Annotated in this window: 13 protein-coding genes; 4 read left to right on the top strand and 9 right to left on the bottom strand. The window is 73.5% G+C overall.

Annotation, left to right across the window (positions count from 1 at the left end; translation table 11 throughout):
• Positions 1 to 99: 99 nt before the first annotated feature.
• Entirely contained in the window at positions 100 to 825 is a 726-nt protein-coding gene (locus J7I94_RS21955) for an MBL fold metallo-hydrolase (protein WP_215169108.1), read from the top strand.
• Between the two features lie 34 nt (positions 826 to 859).
• Positions 860 to 1726 carry a DUF3097 domain-containing protein gene (locus J7I94_RS21950; protein ID WP_251075517.1) on the top strand — a complete coding sequence of 289 codons (867 nt, stop codon included), beginning with the start codon at positions 860 to 862 and terminating at the stop codon, positions 1724 to 1726.
• A gap of 101 nt (positions 1727 to 1827) precedes the next feature.
• Here J7I94_RS21950 and hemW read toward each other — a convergent pair whose 3' ends face one another.
• Both hemW and J7I94_RS21940 read right to left on the bottom strand, forming a co-directional pair.
• Entirely contained in the window at positions 1828 to 3060 is a 1233-nt protein-coding gene (hemW, locus tag J7I94_RS21945; protein WP_215169107.1) for a radical SAM family heme chaperone HemW, read from the bottom strand.
• 53 nt (positions 3061 to 3113) lie between these two features.
• Positions 3114 to 5201, bottom strand: a complete 2088-nt coding sequence (locus J7I94_RS21940; protein WP_215169106.1) for a SpoIIE family protein phosphatase — start codon at positions 5199 to 5201, stop codon at positions 3114 to 3116.
• A 200-nt stretch (positions 5202 to 5401) separates the two neighbouring features.
• On the opposite strand from J7I94_RS21940, the gene J7I94_RS21935 reads away from it, so the two are divergent.
• Positions 5402 to 5992 carry a two-component system response regulator gene (locus J7I94_RS21935; protein WP_215169105.1) on the top strand — a complete coding sequence of 197 codons (591 nt, stop codon included), beginning with the start codon at positions 5402 to 5404 and terminating at the stop codon, positions 5990 to 5992.
• 53 nt (positions 5993 to 6045) lie between these two features.
• Here J7I94_RS21935 and J7I94_RS21930 read toward each other — a convergent pair whose 3' ends face one another.
• Together J7I94_RS21930 and lepA are read right to left on the bottom strand one after the other, a co-directional pair.
• Positions 6046 to 7923, bottom strand: a complete 1878-nt coding sequence (locus tag J7I94_RS21930; protein ID WP_215169104.1) for a long-chain fatty acid--CoA ligase — start codon at positions 7921 to 7923, stop codon at positions 6046 to 6048.
• A 254-nt stretch (positions 7924 to 8177) separates the two neighbouring features.
• The gene (gene lepA, locus J7I94_RS21925; RefSeq protein WP_215169103.1) at positions 8178 to 10046 is read right to left on the bottom strand and encodes a translation elongation factor 4; all 1869 of its coding nucleotides are present in this window, start codon (positions 10044 to 10046) and stop codon (positions 8178 to 8180) included.
• A gap of 266 nt (positions 10047 to 10312) precedes the next feature.
• On the opposite strand from lepA, the gene rpsT reads away from it, so the two are divergent.
• Positions 10313 to 10579: a 30S ribosomal protein S20 gene (gene rpsT / locus J7I94_RS21920; RefSeq protein ID WP_215169095.1), complete on the top strand. Its 267-nt coding sequence runs from the start codon at positions 10313 to 10315 to the stop codon at positions 10577 to 10579.
• 376 nt (positions 10580 to 10955) lie between these two features.
• Here rpsT and holA read toward each other — a convergent pair whose 3' ends face one another.
• The 5 genes from holA to J7I94_RS21895 all read right to left on the bottom strand — a co-directional run bounded on the left by holA (position 10956) and on the right by J7I94_RS21895 (position 17736).
• Positions 10956 to 11942 (bottom strand): DNA polymerase III subunit delta, encoded by a 987-nt coding sequence (gene holA / locus J7I94_RS21915; RefSeq protein ID WP_215169094.1) that lies wholly within the window; start codon positions 11940 to 11942, stop codon positions 10956 to 10958.
• A 310-nt stretch (positions 11943 to 12252) separates the two neighbouring features.
• On the bottom strand, positions 12253 to 12498 hold the full coding sequence (locus tag J7I94_RS21910) for a hypothetical protein (protein WP_215169092.1): 246 nt from the start codon (positions 12496 to 12498) through the stop codon (positions 12253 to 12255).
• Positions 12499 to 12600: 102 nt separating this feature from the next.
• Complete coding sequence (locus tag J7I94_RS21905) at positions 12601 to 13482, bottom strand: YceI family protein (RefSeq protein ID WP_215169089.1); 882 nt, start codon at positions 13480 to 13482, stop codon at positions 12601 to 12603.
• A 211-nt stretch (positions 13483 to 13693) separates the two neighbouring features.
• On the bottom strand, positions 13694 to 16510 hold the full coding sequence (locus J7I94_RS21900) for a ComEC/Rec2 family competence protein (RefSeq protein ID WP_215169087.1): 2817 nt from the start codon (positions 16508 to 16510) through the stop codon (positions 13694 to 13696).
• Positions 16507 to 17736, bottom strand: coding sequence for a ComEA family DNA-binding protein (locus J7I94_RS21895; RefSeq protein ID WP_215169085.1), 1230 nt, complete (start codon positions 17734 to 17736; stop codon positions 16507 to 16509). Before J7I94_RS21895 ends, J7I94_RS21900 begins: the two co-directional genes overlap by 4 nt.
• Positions 17737 to 17803 lie beyond the last annotated feature (67 nt).

The raw sequence follows: 17803 nt of genomic DNA, 5'->3' as shown, positions 1-17803 counted from the left end.
AGACTTCCCCGGCCCAGTGTACGGCCGTGGGGTACACCCCCGGCAAGGGCCGCCCCGTGCTGCCGTCCCCGGCGGGCTCGCACCGTTAGCGTCGCCGCCATGACGGTGACTTGGGAAGAGCTGGGCTGGGAGCGGGTGGCGGCCGGGGTGGGGCGGCGCCGGCTGCCGGTGTGGGACTGCACGGCGGGGCTCGTGGTCGGCGGGGACGCGGCGCTGGTGGTCGACGCGGGGTCCAGCCTCGGCGAGGGCTCGCGGCTGCGCACCGAGGCGCAGCGGCTGGCCGGCCGGCGTGTGACGCATCTCGCGCTGACCCACGCCCACTTCGACCACGTCTTCGGGGCGGCGGCGTTCGCGGGGGCGGAGGTGTACGGCGCGGCGGGGGTGGACGCGGTCCTCGGCGCGGGGCGGGCGGCGCTGCGGGCGGACGCGCTGGCCAACGGTCTGGACCGGCGCCGCGCGGCGGAGGCGGTGGACGCGCTGGTGTCCGTCCGGCACGAGGTGGGCGGCGAGCGGACCCTCGACCTGGGCGGCGGCCGGCGGGTGCTGCTGGCCGACGTGGGCCCGGGGCACACGGCGCACGACCTGGCGGTCGTGGTGCCGGGCAGCCCGGCGGTCGTCTTCTGCGGGGACCTGGTGGAGGAGTCGGGGGAGCCGCAGGCGGGGCCCGACGCGCTTCCCGGGCAGTGGCCGGCCTCGCTGGACCGGCTGCTCGGCCTGGGCGGCGAGGACGCGCTGTACGTGCCCGGTCACGGGGCGGTGGTGGACGCGGCGTTCGTCCGGGCGCAGCGGGACGCGCTGGCGGCGCGGTTCGGCGTGTCGTACTGATCACGTCCGTGGCGTTCCTCGTATCGTCGGCAGAATGCGCCCACCCGTCTCCCACCACCGCCCTTCCAACGAGGGCCCTTCGGGCCCGCGCCCTCGTGTGTACTCCGCCGACCTGACCCCACCGTGGAAGAAGCCGCAGCCGGTGCCCGAGGTCCCGGCCGATCCCGGTCTCGTCGTGGAGGAGCCCGGCACCGGGTTCTGCGGCGCGGTGATCGGCTGCGAGGCGGGCACGGTGACGCTGGAGGACCGCTTCGGCAAGCACCGGGTGTTCCCGCTGGAGCCGCGCGGGTTCCTGCTGGAGGGCCGGGTGGTGACGCTGGTGCGGCCGTCGTCGGGTCCGGTACGGCCGTCCCGTACGGCGTCCGGTTCGGTCGCCGTCCCCGGCGCGCGCGCCCGGGTGGCCCGCGCCGGGCGCATCTACGTGGAGGGCCGGCACGACGCCGAGCTGGTCGAGAAGGTGTGGGGCGACGACCTGCGCGTCGAGGGCGTGGTGGTCGAGTACCTGGAGGGCGTCGACGACCTGCCGTCGGTCGTCGACGGTTTCGCACCGGGTCCGGACGCGCGGCTGGGGGTCCTCGTGGACCATCTGGTGCCGGGCTCGAAGGAGTGGCGGATCGCGGAGTCGGTGACCAGTGAGCACGCGCTGGTGGTCGGCCATCCGTACATCGACATCTGGGAGGCCGTGAAGCCGGCCGCGCTGGGGATCGAGGCGTGGCCGCGGGTGCCGCGCGGGCAGGACTGGAAGACGGGGGTGTGCCGGGCGCTGGGGTGGCCGGAGAACACGGGGGCCGCCTGGCAGCACATCCTGGGGCGGGTGCGGTCCTACAAGGACCTGGAGCCGGAGCTGCTGGGGCGGGTGGAGGAGCTGATCGACTTCGTCACGGGCAGCGGTGGGGCCTGACGTTCTCGTGGACGGCGGACTCGCCGGTGTCCGGTTCGACACCGGCGAACCGGGATCAGGGACCGCACCGCCCCTCGGCAGCGCTTCACCCACCCGAGTGATCAGTCCACCAGATCCCTGACCACCCCGTCCGCCAGCAGCCGCCCCCGCAGCGTCAGCACCGCGCGCCCCTCCCCGTACGGCCCCGCCTGGAGCAGCCCGTCCGACAGCGCCCGGCGCGAGGCGGCGAGGCCCGCCTCGTGGAGGAGGGAGAGCGGGACGCCCTCGCGCAGGCGGAGTTCCAGGAGGATGCGCTCGACGCGGCGGTCCTCGTCGGTGAGGAGTTCGCGCCCGGCGCCCGGGGAGCGGCCCTGCGCCAGCGCCGCCGCGTACGCGCCGGGGTGCTTGACGTTCCACCAGCGCACGCCGCCCACGTGGGAGTGGGCGCCCGGTCCCGCGCCCCACCAGTCGGCGCCCCGCCAGTACAGCTCGTTGTGCAGGCAGCGGCCCGCCTCGGAGGTGGCCCAGTTGGACACCTCGTACCAGTCGAACCCCGCCGCGGCGAGGGTCTCCTCGGCGATGAGGTACCGGTCGGCGTGCACGTCGTCGTCGGTCATCGGGACCTCGCCCCGGCGGATGCGGCGGGCAAGCCGGGTGCCCTCCTCGACGATGAGCGCGTACGCGCTGACGTGGTCGGGTCCGGCGCCGAGGGCCGCGTCCAGGGAGGCCCGCCAGTCGTCGTCCGTCTCGCCGGGGGTGCCGTAGATCAGATCGAGGTTGACGTGGTCGAAGCCGGCCGCGCGGGCCTCGGCGACGCAGGCCTCGGGACGGCCGGGGGTGTGGGTGCGGTCGAGGATCTTCAGGACGTGCTGCCTGGCGCTCTGCATGCCGAAGGAGATCCGGTTGAAGCCGCCCTCGCGGAGGGTCTCCAGATACGCCGGGCCGACGGATTCCGGGTTGGCCTCGGTCGTGATCTCCGCGTCGGGCGCGAGGCCGAACTCGTCGCGGATCGCGCCCAGCATCCGTACGAGGTCGCCGGCGGCCAGCAGGGTGGGCGTGCCGCCGCCGACGAAGACCGTGCGGACCTCGCGGGGGTCGTCGCCGAGCACCTTGCGGGCGAGGCGGACCTCGTCGGTGAGGGTGTCGGCGTAATTGTCGCGGGAGGCGAGGACGCCGCCGGTGGAGCGCAGCTCGGTGGCGGTGTAGGTGTTGAAGTCGCAGTAGCCGCAGCGGGTCGCGCAGTACGGGACGTGCAGGTAGAAGCCGAGGGGGCGGCTCGCGGCCCCGGCGAGCGCGGAGGCGGGCAGCGCGCCGTCGGCGGGGACGGGCTCGCCGTCGGGGAGTGCGGAGGGCATGGGCTCCATTGTCCCGCATCCGTGTCCCGCATCCGTGTCCCGCCTACCGGCCGCTACTCGGCCTGGAGCACCAGCAGGGCCAGGTCGTCCTCCGGCGGGCCGTCGCCGAACGCGTGCACCAGCCCTCGGACGCGTGCGGCGATCAGCTGCGCGTCCAGGCCCGCGCACCCGGCGAGGGCGACGGCGAGGCCCTCGTCGTCGTCGAACTGGCGGGAGCCGTTGCGCCGCTCGGTGACGCCGTCGGTGACGCACAGCAGACTGTCGCCGGGCCGCAGGTCGAAGGTCTCGCTGGTGTACGTCTCGTCCTCCACGACCCCCAGCAGCGTCTGGGGCCGCGCGACCGTGCGGACGTCGCCGTCAGGCGTGAGCAGCAGCGGCAGCGGATGTCCGGCGGAGGCGAGGGTGCAGTGCACCCCGCCGTCGAACGGGACCAGTGTGCCGTAGAGCAGGGACAGGAATCGGGTCTGCGGACCGTCGCCCGGGGCAACCGGCCGGCCCCCGACGACGACCAGGGCCCGGGCGGCGGCGTCGGCGGCCTCGGTGGCGTCGTCGAGCAGGAGCTGGTTGAGGCGGTCCAGGACGTCGGCGACGCCGTAGCCCTCGCGGGCCAGCAGCCGCAGCCAGGGCCGGGCCAGGCCGATGACCACGGCGGCCTCCGGGCCCTTGCCCTGGACGTCGCCGACGGCGAAGCACCAGCGGCCGTCGCCGGCCGGGAAGAGGTCGTAGAAGTCGCCGCTGGGTCCGCCCTGGTCGCGGGGCTCGTAGACGAGGGCACTGCGCATGCCGGGGATCTCGGCGACGGCGCCGGGCAGCAGGCCGCGCTGGAGGACGGCGCTGATGGTGGCCTGACGGGCGTACTGGCGGGCGGTGCCGATGGCGAGCGCCACCCGCCGGCCGAGGTCCTCGACCAGGCCGGTGATCTCGTCGGGGAAGCGCACGGCGGCGGCCCGGCCGATGACCAGCGTGCCCAGCGGCCGGCCGCCCGCGACCAGCCGGTACGCGAGCGCCGCGCCCCACGCGCCGCGCGGGCCGAGCGCGTAGCCCGGCCAGGGGTGGGTGACCGGCCCGGAACGCCACGGGGCGGGCGGGCGCGGCGGGTCCTTCTCCAGGGCCCGGCGCAGTTCCTCGATGCGGTGCTCGCTGCCGTGCCAGACCCGGGCCAGACGGACGCCCACCGATGTGCTGCCGTCGCCCCAGTCGGCGCGGCCCAGGGACTCGTCCTCCAGCCAGACCGCGCACCAGTCGGCGAGCCGGGGCACCACGAGCTGTGCGGCGAGGGAGGCGATCCGGTCCTCGTCGAGCTGCCCGGCCAGCAGGTCGGACGCCTCGGCGAGGAAGGACAGCGCGCCGCGGCCCAGCCACTGCCGGTCGCGGACGTCCCGCTGCCCGCCGCTGTCCGGGGCCACGGTCCCGGGGTTCGCTCCGTTCTCTCCGGTACCGTCGGTTTCTGGTCTCGCTCCTGTCCCGCTCGCCTCCCCTGTGACTTGAGGCCCCGTCGGCGTGGTCGTGCCACCCGTTCCCCGCCGGACCCACTGTTCCACCGAGTCCCACGGGCCCCGCGGTGCCCGGTCCCCGTCCACGGCGTGGAGCCCCGGGCCCCGTTCCCCGGCGTACGCCTCGATGCCCTCGGCGGCGGTGAGGGCGACCGCGTCACGGTCCGGCGGAAGGCCGGCCCAGACGGTCTTGACGCCCGTGCGGTACGTGATCCCCCAGGCGTCGGAGACCGTGGCGACGAGCCGCAGACCGCGGCCGTACTCGGGCGTCTCGGTCGAGGACTCGGCGTCGGTGCTGCGGGGAGCGCGCGCGGGGTGGCGGTCGGAGACCTCGACGACGAGCGTGCCCGTCGGCTCCAGCCGGAAGGCCACCCCGACGTCGGTACCGGCGTGGACGACGGCGTTGGTGACCAGTTCGCTGACGACCAGCAGCGCGTCGTCGGCGTGCCGGTCGGTCAGGTACTCGGTGCCGGGCAGGGCCTGCTCCGTCCAGTCGGCGAGCGCCACCCGGACCAGCGCGCGGGCCGCGCCCGGCGCGAGAGAGGTGCCGGGCAGTTCGGCACGCACCTGCGCGGATGTCTCCGACGGGTGCGCGGACGCCCCGGTGGCAAGGGAGACGGTCTCCCGTTGCGTCGGAATGGCCCCCATGGACAGCTCCCCGGGCAGTTCGTACGAATACGCCGCAGTCGATGGCGACAGAGTGACAGACTGGCCCCGCCCATAAGCGTCGAGTCACCGAAGTGGGCCGCGATGAGTGAGAACCGTGCTACATCTGTGCGCCCCGAAGGGCCCGAGGGACCGGCTGACGACCGGTTCCGCGTCACGGAACCCAGTGAGGTCCCGTCGCCATGACCGCCGAGCCGACGACAGCCGAGCGCGCCGCGATCCTCCTGGTCGACGACCTGGAGGACAACCTGATCGCGCTGGAGGCCGTCCTGGGGCCCCTCGACGAGCCCCTGGTCCGGGCCCGTTCCGGCGAGGAGGCGATCCAGGCGCTGCTGAGCCGCCGGTTCGCCCTGATCCTGCTGGACGTGCGGATGCCCGGCATGGACGGTTTCGAGACGGCCGCCACCATCAAGCGGCTCGACCGGACCAAGGACGTCCCGATCATCTTCCTGACCGGCACGGAGGACGCCTCCGGCTACGCGTTCCGGGGCTACGCCACCGGGGCCGCCGACTATGTCACCAAGCCCTTCGACCCCTGGGTGCTGCGCGCGAAGGTCAGCGTCTTCCTCGACCTGCACCGCAAGAACCGCCAGCTGGAGCGGCTGCGGGCGGGCGAGCGGGCCGGACAGGAGGCGATCGAGGCCCGGCTGGCCGCGCTGGAGGCCCACCTGGACGCTGACGCGCCACCGGACGTACCGGAACTGCGCCGGCAGCTGCGGGAGCTGCGGCACTTGATCGTGCGCGGCGAGGAACGCGGGAGGCGTATGCCGTGACGGACGGCGCGGGGCAGGCGCCTCGGTGTCAGCCCGTGCCCCGCGCGCCGGGACTACGCCTCGCGCGCCCCCGCGTACATCTCGTCGATCAGGTGCTTGTACGCCCGCTCCACCACCGGCCGCTTCACCTTCAGGCTCGGGGTGACCTCGCCGTGCTCGATGTCGAGGTCGCGGGGCAGCAGCCGGAACTTCTTGACCGTCTGCCAGCGCTGGAGCCCGGCGTTGAGCTGGTCCACGTACCCCTGGACCATCCCGATCGTCGCCGGGGCCGCGACGACCTCGGCGTACGTCTTCCCGGCCAGCCCGTTCTCCTGCGCCCACGCCATGATCGCGGCCTCGTCGAGGGCGATGAGGGCGGTGCAGAAGTTCCGGTCGGCGCCGTGCACCAGGATGTTGGAGACGTACGGGCACACCGCCTTGAACCGGCCCTCGACCTCGGCGGGCGCGATGTACTTGCCCCCGGACGTCTTGATCAGGTCCTTCTTGCGGTCGGTGATGCGCAGATAGCCGTCGGGCGACAGCTCGCCGATGTCGCCGGTGTGGAACCAGCCGTCCGGTTCCAGGACCTCGGCGGTCTTCTCGGGCAGCTTGTGGTAGCCCTGCATGATGCCGGGGCCGCGCAGCAGGATCTCCCCGTCGTCGGCGATGCGCACCTCGGTGCCGGGCAGCGGCTTGCCGACCGTACCGGTGCGGTACGCCTCGCCGGGGTTGACGAAGGAGGCGGCGGAGGACTCGGTGAGGCCGTAGCCCTCCAGGATGTGGATGCCGGCGCCGGAGAAGAAGTAGCCGATGTCGGGGGCGAGGGCGGCGGAGCCGGAGACGCAGGCGCGCAGGTTGCCGCCGAACGCCTCGCGGATCTTGGCGTAGACGAGGGCGTCGGCGGCCTTGTGCTTGGCGGACAGGCCGAAGGGGGCGCTCGCGGTGCCGGTGCGGCGGAAGTTGTCCTGGGTGACCTTGGCGTACTCGCGGGCGACCTCGGCGGCCCACTGGAAGATCTTGTACTTGGCGGCGCCGCCGGCCTTCGCCTTCGCCGCGACCCCGTTGTAGACCTTCTCGAAGATGCGCGGGACGGCCGCCATGTACGTCGGCCGCACGACCGGCAGATTCTCGATGATCTTGTCGACGCGGCCGTCGACGGCGGTGACGTGGCCGGCCTCGATCTGTCCGGAGGTCAGCACCTTGCCGAAGACGTGCGCGAGCGGCAGCCACAGGTACTGCACGTCGTCCGCGCTGATCAGCCCGGTGGCGGTGGTCGCCTTCGCCATGTACGACCAGCAGTCGTGCGGGAGCCGCACGCCCTTGGGGCGGCCGGTGGTGCCGGAGGTGTAGATGAGGGTGGCGAGCTGGTCCTTGGTGAGCGCGCCGACCCGGTTCTCGATCAGGTCCGGGTCCTTCTCCAGCCGGGCCGCGCCCCGGCGCTCCAGCTCGTCGAGGGTGAGGACCCAGTCCTCGCCGGTGTCGGCACCGGCCGGGTCGATCACCACGACATGGGTCAGGTCGGGCAGTTCGCCGCGCTTCTCCTTCACCTTGGCGAGCTGGGCGGCGTCCTCCGCGATCAGCACCCGGCTCCCGGAGTCGGAGACGATGTAGGCCGATTCGTCGGCGTTGGTCTGCGGGTAGACGGTGGTCGTCGCCGCGCCCGCGCACATGATGCCGAGGTCGGCGAGGATCCACTCGATCCGGGTCGACGACGCCAGCGCCACCCGCTGCTCGGGCTCGATCCCCAGCTCGATCAGACCGGCCGCGACGGCGTGGACCCGCTCGGCGGCCTGCGCCCAGGTCAGCGACCTCCAGTCGTCCGGTCCCTCGCCCGAGGCCGGCGGTACGGGATAGCGGTAGGCCTCGGCGTCCGGCGTGGCCGCCACGCGCTCCAGGAAGAGGCCCGCCACGGACGGCGGACGGTTCTCGATCAGGGTCTGTGTGTCGCTCACGACATCCTCCGGGCCCGCGACGGTGCGGCTGGCTCTGTTGCGGCTGGCTCTGCCGGCTCTCTTGGCTCTCTTGGCTCTCTTGTTTAACTCGCGAGTAACTATCGAGCAGGGGATCAGAGTAAGGCCCGACCGGCCGGTATGTAAGGGCCCACGCCCTGCCACTTCCCCGCTGTTTCCTCCGGACAGCGGTCACGGGGACGGACAGGGGCCCGTCGCACTTCCGTGCGACGGGCCCCTTGCGTCCGATGCCGGGGTTACTTCTTGCCCTTGCCCGATCCCGCGTTGTCATCGCTGGAGAGGACGGCGATGAAGGCCTCCTGCGGGACCTCCACGGACCCCACCATCTTCATCCGCTTCTTGCCTTCCTTCTGCTTCTCCAGCAGCTTCCGCTTGCGGGAGATGTCACCGCCGTAGCACTTGGCGAGGACGTCCTTGCGGATGGCTCGGATGGTCTCGCGGGCGATGACCCGGGAGCCGATGGCGGCCTGCACCGGCACCTCGAAGGCCTGCCGGGGGATCAGCTCCTTGAGCTTGGCGACGAGCCGCACACCGTAGGCGTACGCCTGGTCCCTGTGGGTGATCGCCGAGAAGGCGTCCACCTTGTCGCCGTGCAGCAGGATGTCGACCTTGACGAGGCTGGAGGTCTGCTCGCCGGTGGGCTCGTAGTCCAGCGAGGCGTAGCCGCGGGTCTTCGACTTCAGCTGGTCGAAGAAGTCGAAGACGATCTCCGCGAGGGGCAGGGTGTAGCGGATCTCGACGCGGTCCTCGGAGAGGTAGTCCATGCCGAGCAGGGTGCCGCGCCGGGTCTGGCACAGCTCCATGATCGAGCCGATGAACTCGGTCGGCGCCAGGATCGTGGCGCGCACGACCGGCTCGTACACCTCGGTGATCTTGCCTTCGGGGAACTCGCTCGGGTTGGTGACGGTGTGCTCGCTGCCGTCCTCCATCACCACCCGGTAGACCACGTTGGGCGCGGTGGCGATCAGGTCGAGGCCGAACTCGCGCTCCAGCCGCTCCCGGATCACGTCCAGGTGCAGCAGGCCGAGGAAGCCGACGCGGAAGCCGAAGCCGAGGGCGGCGGAGGTCTCCGGCTCGTAGACGAGGGCGGCGTCGTTGAGCTGGAGCTTGTCGAGGGCCTCGCGCAGTTCGGGGTAGTCCGACCCGTCCAGGGGGTACAGCCCCGAGAAGACCATCGGCTTCGGGTCCTTGTAGCCGCCGAGCGCCTCCGTGGCGCCCTTCTGCTGGCTGGTGACGGTGTCGCCGACCTTGGACTGGCGGACGTCCTTCACACCGGTGATGAGGTAGCCCACCTCGCCGACGCCGAGGCCGTCGGCGGGGAGCATCTCCGGCGAGTTGGTCCCGATCTCCAGCAGCTCGTGGGTGGCGCCGGTCGACATCATCTTGATGCGCTCGCGCTTGTTGAGCTGGCCGTCGATGACACGGACGTAGGTCACGACACCGCGGTAGGAGTCGTAGACCGAGTCGAAGATCATCGCGCGGGCGGGGGCGTCGGCGACGCCGACCGGGGCCGGGACGTCGGCGACGACCCGGTCCAGCAGCGCCTCCACGCCGAGACCGGTCTTGGCGGAGACCTTCAGCACGTCGTCGGGGTCGCAGCCGACCAGGTTGGCGAGCTCCTCGGCGAACTTCTCGGGCTGCGCGGCCGGCAGGTCGATCTTGTTCAGTACGGGGATGATCGTGAGGTCGTTCTCCATCGCCAGGTACAGGTTGGCGAGGGTCTGGGCCTCGATGCCCTGGGCGGCGTCGACCAGGAGGATGGTCCCCTCGCACGCGGCGAGCGACCGCGAGACCTCGTAGGTGAAGTCGACGTGCCCCGGGGTGTCGATCATGTTGAGGATGTGCGTGTCGTTCTTGTCATGGGTGGGAGCCCACGGCAGACGCACCGCCTGAGACTTGATCGTGATGCCGCGCTCGCGCTCGATGTCCATGCGGTCGAGGTACTGGGCGCGCATCTGCCGTTGCTCGACCACACCGGTCAGCTGGAGCATCCGGTCGGCGAGCGTGGACTTGCCGTGGTCGATGTGCGCGATGATGCAGAAGTTGCGGATCAGAGCCGGGTCGGTACGGCTCGGCTCGGGCACATGGCTAGGGATCGCGGGCACGCAGGGTCCTGATTCTTGAGGCGTCCGCAGTGTCTGCGGTCTCGGGTCGGATCGATACGTAGCTTCCATCGTCCCACGGGCGGGGACCGGGGGGCGGTCTGGGAGGGGCGGTCGCGGACCGGTCGACGGCGGGTTTGGGCGCCTCGACGGGCCGCTGGTAGTGTGGGGGGCTGTGTCTCTTGCCCTCTCAGCGTGAGGCACGACTTCTGGAAAATCACCGGTACGGGACCCGTGGGCCCCGTGCCTGAACCTGTAGAGGCTCATTCGTGGCGAACATCAAGTCCCAGATCAAGCGGATCAAGACCAACGAGAAGGCGCGGCTGCGCAACAAGGCCGTCAAGTCCTCCCTGAAGACCGCGATCCGCAAGGCCCGCGAGGCCGCTGCCGCGGGTGACGTCGAGAAGGCCACCGAGTACCAGCGCGTCGCCGCGCGTCAGCTCGACAAGGCCGTCTCCAAGGGCGTCATCCACAAGAACCAGGCCGCCAACAAGAAGTCGGCGCTGGCGCAGAAGGTCGCCGCCATCAAGGGCTGAACCCTCATCTGGTCTGTCTGACCGCCGGAAGGACCCCGAGCGGGCCCTCTCTCATCCGCTCCCGACCGGCACCCCGAGCCCGCACGCGGCCTGCGTTCGCCACGCGGGTGTGGGCTCACCTGAAGCGTGACCCGAGGCCCCGCCTTTTTGGGCGGGGCTTTGGTGTGTCCAGGGGCCGACCGGTGGTGCTGCGGACCTGTCCGGCGGGACGGGTCTTCTTTGGCCCGTCCGGCGTTCGAGGACGAGGCCGTTCAGGCCGATGGGGGTCTGGGGGCGCAGCCCCCAGGGGCGGGGAGGGCAGGGGCGGAGGGGGCGACCACGGGGCCGGCACCAAGGAGTACTCGCGCCCGGAACCTGAACCCACCCGGGCTCGTGCCTACCGTCCCCGCGACCGCGCCGCCCGCGCGATCGTGACGACCGCCTTCTCCAGCGCGTACCCGGGATCGTCTCCCCCGCCCTTGACCCCCGCGTCCGCCTCGGCCACCGCCCGCAACGCGACGGCCACGCCGTCCGGCGTCCAGCCGCGCATCTGCTGCCGCACCCGGTCGATCTTCCACGGCGGCATGCCCAGCTCCCGGGCGAGATCGGCGGGACGTCCCCCGCGCGCGGAGGACAGCTTGCCGATCGCCCGCACTCCCTGCGCCAGCGCGCTCGTGATCAGCACCGGCGCCACCCCCGTCGCCAGGGACCACCGCAGCGCCTCCAGCGCCTCCGCGGTGCGGCCCTCGACCGCCCGGTCGGCGACCGTGAAGCTGGATGCCTCGGCCCGCCCGGTGTAGTACCGCCCGACGACCGCCTCGTCGATGGTCCCCTCGACGTCCGCGACCAGCTGGGACACCGCCGACGCCAGCTCCCGCAGGTCGCTGCCGATCGCGTCCACCAGCGCCTGGCACGCCTCGGGCGTGGCCGACCGCCCGGTGGTACGGAACTCACCGCGCACGAAGGCCAGCCGGTCCGCCGGCTTGGTCATCTTCGGGCACGCCACCTCCCGCGCCCCCGCCTTGCGCGCCGCGTCCAGCAGCCCCTTGCCCTTGGCGCCGCCCGCGTGCAGCAGGACCAGGGTGATCTCCTCGGCGGGTGCGCCGAGGTAGGCCTTGACGTCCTTGACCGTGTCGGCGGACAGGTCCTGCGCGTTGCGTACGACCACGACTTTGCGCTCGGCGAAGAGCGACGGACTGGTCAGCTCGGCGAGTGTGCCGGGCTGCAACTGGTCCGGGGTGAGGTCGCGTACGTCCGTGTCGGCGTCGGCGGCCCTCGCGGCGGCCACCACCTCCCGCACGGCACGGTCGAGCAGGAGGTCCTCCTGGCCCACGGCAAGGGTCACCGGGGCGAGAGGATCGTCATTCGCAGTCTTCCTGGCCATCGCGACAAGCATCGCACGCGGCACTGACAGCGGACTTCGGGCCGGGACCGACGCCAGGGGTCGGGGACGACGCCAGGGGCCGGGGGCCGGGGGCCGGGGGTCGGGGACGAGGCCGAGGGCCGGGACCGACGCCAGGAGCCGGGGGCCGGGACCAAACGCCAGGGGCCGGGGGCCGAGGCCAGAAGCGGGGGGCCGAGGCCAGAAGCCGGGGGCCGGGACCAGAAGCCGGGGGGCCGGGACCAAACGCCAGGGGCCGAGGCGAGGGGCCAGGGGCCAGGGGCCAGGGGCCAGGGGCCAGGGGCCGGGGAGGCTAAGGCTCCTCGCGCCAGCCGTCCCACTCCGTGGCGAACTCGTCCAGCTCCCCGGCGTCCAGCCGCCGCTCCTCGTCCCGCAGGACGACGAGCCACTGGGCGTCCTCGGCGTCGTCCTCCCCGGCCAGCGCGTCCCGGACGAGCCGCGGCTCCTCGGTGACGCCGAACCGCTCCCCCAACGCCTCGGCCACCTCCTCCGCCGCGTCGCGGTCGGGCAGCACCAGCACATGTCTCACGTCACTCACGCCGGACATTGTCCGTCACCGGCCGCCCGGTCGGCCCGACCAGCCCGACCAGTCCGCACAGGCCGGTCAGCCCGGTCAGCCCGGACACCCCGGACACCCCGGTCAGCCCTTGGGGACGATCTGTATGTCGAGGTCGATGGTGATGCTCGGCCCGACCACGGCGATGCCGCGCGCCAGCATCGTCTGCCAGCTGACCGTGAAGTCGTCGCGGTGCAGTTCCGTGGTGGCCCGGCAGGCCGCCCGCACCTCGCCCTCCATGCCGTTGCCGAGCCCGAGGTACTCGGCGTCCAGCGTCACCGTCCGCGTCACGCCGTGCAGCGACAGCCCGCCGGTGACCGCCCACCGGTTGCCGCCCCGGTGCGCGAACCGGTCGCTGTAGAACTCCAGCGTCGGATACCTCTCCACGTCCAGGAAGTCCGCCGACCGCAGATGGTCGTCGCGCATCCGCACATTGGTGTCGATGGACGCCGCGTCGATCACCACGTGCATCGCCGACTGCTCCATCTCGTCGGCGATCCGCACCGCCCCGGCGAAGGAGTTGAACCGCCCGTGGATTCGGGCCAGTCCGATGTGCCGCGCGGTGAAACCGATCGAGGAGTGCGCCGGCTCGATCTCCCAGTCCCCCGCCTTCGGCAGCTCCGGCACCGCCGCGACCTGCAAGGTCACATCGCCGAGCGAGGAGAGCGAGTCCTCGGCCACGGTCGCGGACGCCCGGTACGGGGTGAATCCCTCGGCGGACACCGCGAGCCGGTACTCCCCCGCCGGCACCGCCGTGACGAACGACCCGAAGGGGTCCGTCCCACCGCGGACGATCTTGCGCCCCATGCCGTCACTCACCGTCAACTCGGCGTGCGCCACCGGTTCGTTCACCGGATCCAGCACCCTGCAGCTCAGCACTCCCGCGTTCGGCGGAACCCGCACCGCCGCCAGGGGCCCCGTCCGTCGTACCCGCTTCGCGCGGCTCCCCAACAAGCGGCCGATCATCTACGACACCCTCTGCACGACGCCGAATCATCCCTATCGAAGACGCATTCGATCACCGTTGAGGCTTTCCAGGCAACACGGAACCACATCACAGCAAAGCGGCGCATGTGACGGCACTGCGTATGAGTGGCCCCGCTGTGGCCCGAATTGGCGGCTCCGGTATCGGTTTGCACAACTGGCGCACAGCCGGCACCTGTTGCCCGCCCAGCTCTCACCTTCCTGTCACCCGCAGCCCCTCCCCCTCCGTACCCGCGACCGCCAGCGCGCCGTCCCGGTCGGTCCGCAGGACAGCGGCGCCCTGGGCACGCAACGCCGCGAGCGTGCCGGGGGCGGGGTGGCCGTACATGTTGTGCGCACCGCAGGAGATCAACGCCACCCGCGGGGCCGCCCGGCGCAGCAGCCCCGGGTCCTGGTGGGCCGAGCCGTGGTGGGCCACCTTGAGCACGTCCACCCCTTCCAGCGCGGAGGCCACCGGCGATCCGGCCAGTGCCCGCTGGGCGGGCGGTTCCAGGTCACCGAGCAGGAGCAGCCTGAGGCCGGCCGTCCTGACCAGCAGGCTGACGCTGGCGTCGTTCGGGCCCTCCACGGCGAGCCGCTGACTCGACGCGGGCGGCGGAGGCCACACCACCTGCCAGGACAGCGCCCCCGTCCGCCGACGCTCCCCGGCGACCGCGTGCCGTAACGGAATCTTCCGGGCCGCCGCCTGTCCGCGGACGAAGTCCACCTGGTCCGCCGGTTCCTCGAAGCCGGTCGTCTCGATGGCGCCCACCGAACGCCCCCGGAGCACTCCGGGCAGCCCGGCCACATGGTCGGCGTGGAAGTGGGTCAGCACGACGAGCGGGACCCGGGTGATCCCGAGCGAGCGCAGACAGCGGTCGGCGAGGACCGGATCGGGTCCGGCGTCCACCACCACGCCCGTGTCCTCGCCAGCCGCGAGCACCATCGCGTCACCCTGTCCGACGTCGCACATCACCAGCCGCCAGTCCGGGGGCGGCCAGCCCGTGATCACCCGGGTCAGCGGCGCCGGCCGCAGCACCGCGACCACCAGCGCCAGCACACAGACACCGCACCACCAGGGATGCCGTATCAGCCGCCGCCCCGCGAGCAGTACACCGACCGTCACCAGCGCGAGCGACGCCGCCCCGGTCCAGCTCCCGGGCCAGTCCACCCCCGCGCCGGGCAGCGCCGCCCCGGTCCGGGCCACCCGCGCGAGCCAACCGGCCGGCCAGCTCGCGCACCACGCCAGTACCTCGGCCACGGGCATCGCCACCGGGGCGGTGGCCAGCGCGCCGAAGCCCAGGACCGTGGCGGGCGCGACGGCGAACTCGGCCAGCAGATTGCACGGCACCCCCACCAGACTCACCCGGGCCGACAGCACGGTGACGACGGGCGCGCACACCGCCTGGGCGGCGGCAGCGGCGGCCAGCGCCTCGGCCAGCCGGGGCGGCACCCCTCGGCCGCGCAGGGCGGTGCTCCAGCGCGGCGCCAGCGTGAGCAGGGCACCGGTGGCCAGCACCGAGAGCAGGAAGCCGTAACTCCGGGCGAGCCACGGGTCGTAGAGCACCAGCAGCAGGACCGCCGTCGCCAGCGCCGGGACGAGGGATCTGCGGCGGCCGGTGGCCAGGGCGAGCAGTGCGACACCTCCGCAGGCCGCGGCCCGCAACACGCTCGGATCGGGGCCGCACACGACGGCGAACCCGAGGGCCAGCGCCGCCCCGAGCAGTGCCGTCGCCCGCAGCGGGACGCCGAGGCGGGGTGCCAGTCCCCGGCGCTCGCTGAGCTGGGCCAGACCGGGCGGGCCCAGCAGCAAGGCGAGCAGGATGGTGAAGTTGGCCCCGCTCACGGCGAGCGTGTGCGCGAGGTCGGTCTCCTTGAACGCCTCCTCCAGGTCCGGGGTGATCCGCGAGGTGTCGCCGACGACCAGCCCGGGCAGCAGCGCCCGGGCGTCCGCCGGGAGGTCGTCGGTGGCCGCCCGCAGCCCGGCACGCAGCCGTCCCGCGACCCGCTGTGCCCCCGACGGTCCGGCCACGACGTCCGGCGCCGCCCCGCCCCGTACCCGCCACAGGGCGGCGATACGGTCCCCGCCCACCGCCGGCGGCGCCGAGCGGGCGGTGACCCGCACCCGCGTGGTCGGCAGCAGCCCGAGCCAGGGCGAGGCGCGGGCCCGGTCGGCGGCCGTGCCCGGGGCCGCGCCCTCGGGGTCGCGTGCCGACGTCCCCGGGACCGGGGCCCCCGGATTCCGTTCCTGCGCCCCCGCGTCCAGGTCGACGATCATCCGTACCGGTGTCCGGGTCGTCACCGCCGTCCCGTCCGCCTGCTCCACGCGGCGTACGTCGGCGTCGACCAGCACGGCGGGCGGCGTCTCGTGGTTGCCCTGGACGCGGGGGCGGGTGAGACGCGGGCCGGAGGTCAGTTCCACCTCGGCGGTCACGGTGGCGTACCGCCGGGCCAGCTCCGGTACCGGGCCCCGGCGCAGGTCGGCGCCGTGCAGTCCGGCCGAGGCGGCGGACGCGGCGACGCAGAGCAGCAGGGCGGCGACGGCGGGCCGGTGTCGGCCCCAGCGTCCACCCTGGCTTCGTCCCCAGCGCGCTCCCTCGTGTTCCCCCTGCACTCGTCCCCAGCGCGCTCCCTCGTGTTCCCCCTGCACTCGCCCCCAGCGCGCTCCCTCGTGTTCCCCCTGCACTCGCCCCCAGCGTGCTCCCCGGTGTTCGCCCTGGAATCTCCCCCGGATTGTCCGGCACGCCAGCAGGAGCCCGGCGGTGACCGCGCAGCCGACCACCGCGCAGACGGTCCACCCGGCGGACTTGTCCAGGAACAGGGCCGCCGCGGCCCAGGCTCCGAGGGCGGGCGGCACCAGGCGCAGGTCCACCGGCCCCTCCTGCCGGGGACGGGCGGCGCCGAGCCGCTTCCCGGAGGCCGCGTGGACGGCCGTCCGGCTCGCCGCGGCGGGCGCCTGCCCCGGCTCGGCCGGCGGGTGTGCGCCGTGCCGGTCGTCCGGCGCGTGGGCCGGCGCGGTGCGGCGTGTCATGGCCGTACGAGGTCGCGCAGGTCGGCGAAGCGGCGCTCACCGATGCCGTTGACCTCGCGCAGTTCGTCGACGGAGCGGAAACCGCCGTGCTGAGTGCGGTACTCGACGATGTGCCCGGCGAGCACGGGGCCGACGCCCGGCAGGGTGTCGAGTTGGTCGACGGTGGCCGTGTTGAGGGAGACGGGGGCGGCGGGCCCCGCTCCGGGTCCCCCGGCGGTACCGCCACCGGACGCGCCGACGGAGCCGGCTGCCGTACCCGCACCCTGCGGGGGCGGGCCGACGATGACCTGTTCGCCGTCCACCAGGAACCTCGCGCGGTTGAGCGCGCCGGTGTCGGTACCGGGGCGTACGCCACCGGCCGCGCGCAGGGCGTCCGCCACCCGCGAACCCGGCGGCAGCCGGTGGACGCCGGGTTCGCGGACCTTGCCGCTGACGTCCACCACGATTTCGGCGCCCGGAGTGGCCCCCGGCGTGCCGGCCGTCATCGGGTCCGTCCCGCCCGGCGTGCCCGTGGCCCCGGCCTCTCCCGCGGGCGTGCTCCGCCCGCCGTACGGCGTTGCCGCCGCCCGCACCAGGTCGGGTGCGGGCACGGACTGGGTCCGGCCGGTCCAGAAGTGCTGCACCGCCAGACCCGCGGCGGCGACGAGCACCACGGTCAGCGCCAGCACACCGCGCCGTTCCAGCCCGCACCTGGTCTGGAGCCACAGCGGCATCCGCTCCCGCAGCGCCAGCCGGACCCGCTCCCAACGGGACCCGGCGTCACGGACGGCCCCGACGTCCGGGACGGCTCCCGTACCAACGGCGGCCCCGCCATCCGGGACGGCTCCCGTACCAACGGCGCCCCCGACACCCGAAACAGCCCCCGCATCCGTGACGCCCCCAGCCTCCCCGGTGTCCGCACAGGTCTCCGCCCGCAGGGCGTCAGCGTCCGGGCCCCCGGCCCGCCGTCCGGGCGGTGCCTTCCCCGGCTCCCGCCGCTGAACGCCCCCTTCCCCGAAGCCGGCCCGTCCCGGCCGTTCGCCGAACAGCGCCTCCGCCCGCTTTCGAAGTTCCTCCGCCGAAGCCGAAGCCGAAGCCCGGCGGCCGTGGTGCCGCGCCCGGCCCGGGTCCCGTACCCGCCCGTGGACCTGTGGTGGGCGTCGGTGGCGGAAGCGGCCGTCGGAGGCGGGGCGGCGGCCCGGGCCGCTGGTGGGTGCCGTTGCGCGAGAACGTGATCGAAGTGCCATGCGCCGAGGATCGGACGACCCGGCACACTCGCGATGATCATGGTCGGTTTCTGGGGACCGACGCCCG

The organism is Streptomyces sp. ISL-12 (assembly GCF_018614415.1).
Classification (GTDB): Bacteria; Actinomycetota; Actinomycetes; order Streptomycetales; family Streptomycetaceae; genus Streptomyces.
The sequence above is the reverse complement of the archived record's forward strand: the minus strand, read 5'-3'. Positions and strand labels throughout refer to the sequence as shown.

What these genes read in the sequence shown, in the direction of transcription:
- J7I94_RS21940 (WP_215169106.1), bottom strand. Translation starts at nt 5,201, where the DNA reads ATGGGGGCCATTCCGACGCAACGGGAGACCGTCTCCCTTGCCACCGGG.
- J7I94_RS21895 (WP_215169085.1), bottom strand. Translation starts at nt 17,736, where the DNA reads ATGGCACTTCGATCACGTTCTCGCGCAACGGCACCCACCAGCGGCCCG.
- J7I94_RS21905 (WP_215169089.1), bottom strand. Translation starts at nt 13,482, where the DNA reads ATGATCGGCCGCTTGTTGGGGAGCCGCGCGAAGCGGGTACGACGGACG.
- J7I94_RS21955 (WP_215169108.1), top strand. Translation starts at nt 100, where the DNA reads ATGACGGTGACTTGGGAAGAGCTGGGCTGGGAGCGGGTGGCGGCCGGG.
- holA (WP_215169094.1), bottom strand. Translation starts at nt 11,942, where the DNA reads ATGGCCAGGAAGACTGCGAATGACGATCCTCTCGCCCCGGTGACCCTT.
- J7I94_RS21950 (WP_251075517.1), top strand. Translation starts at nt 860, where the DNA reads ATGCGCCCACCCGTCTCCCACCACCGCCCTTCCAACGAGGGCCCTTCG.
- J7I94_RS21935 (WP_215169105.1), top strand. Translation starts at nt 5,402, where the DNA reads ATGACCGCCGAGCCGACGACAGCCGAGCGCGCCGCGATCCTCCTGGTC.
- hemW (WP_215169107.1), bottom strand. Translation starts at nt 3,060, where the DNA reads ATGCCCTCCGCACTCCCCGACGGCGAGCCCGTCCCCGCCGACGGCGCG.
- J7I94_RS21900 (WP_215169087.1), bottom strand. Translation starts at nt 16,510, where the DNA reads ATGACACGCCGCACCGCGCCGGCCCACGCGCCGGACGACCGGCACGGC.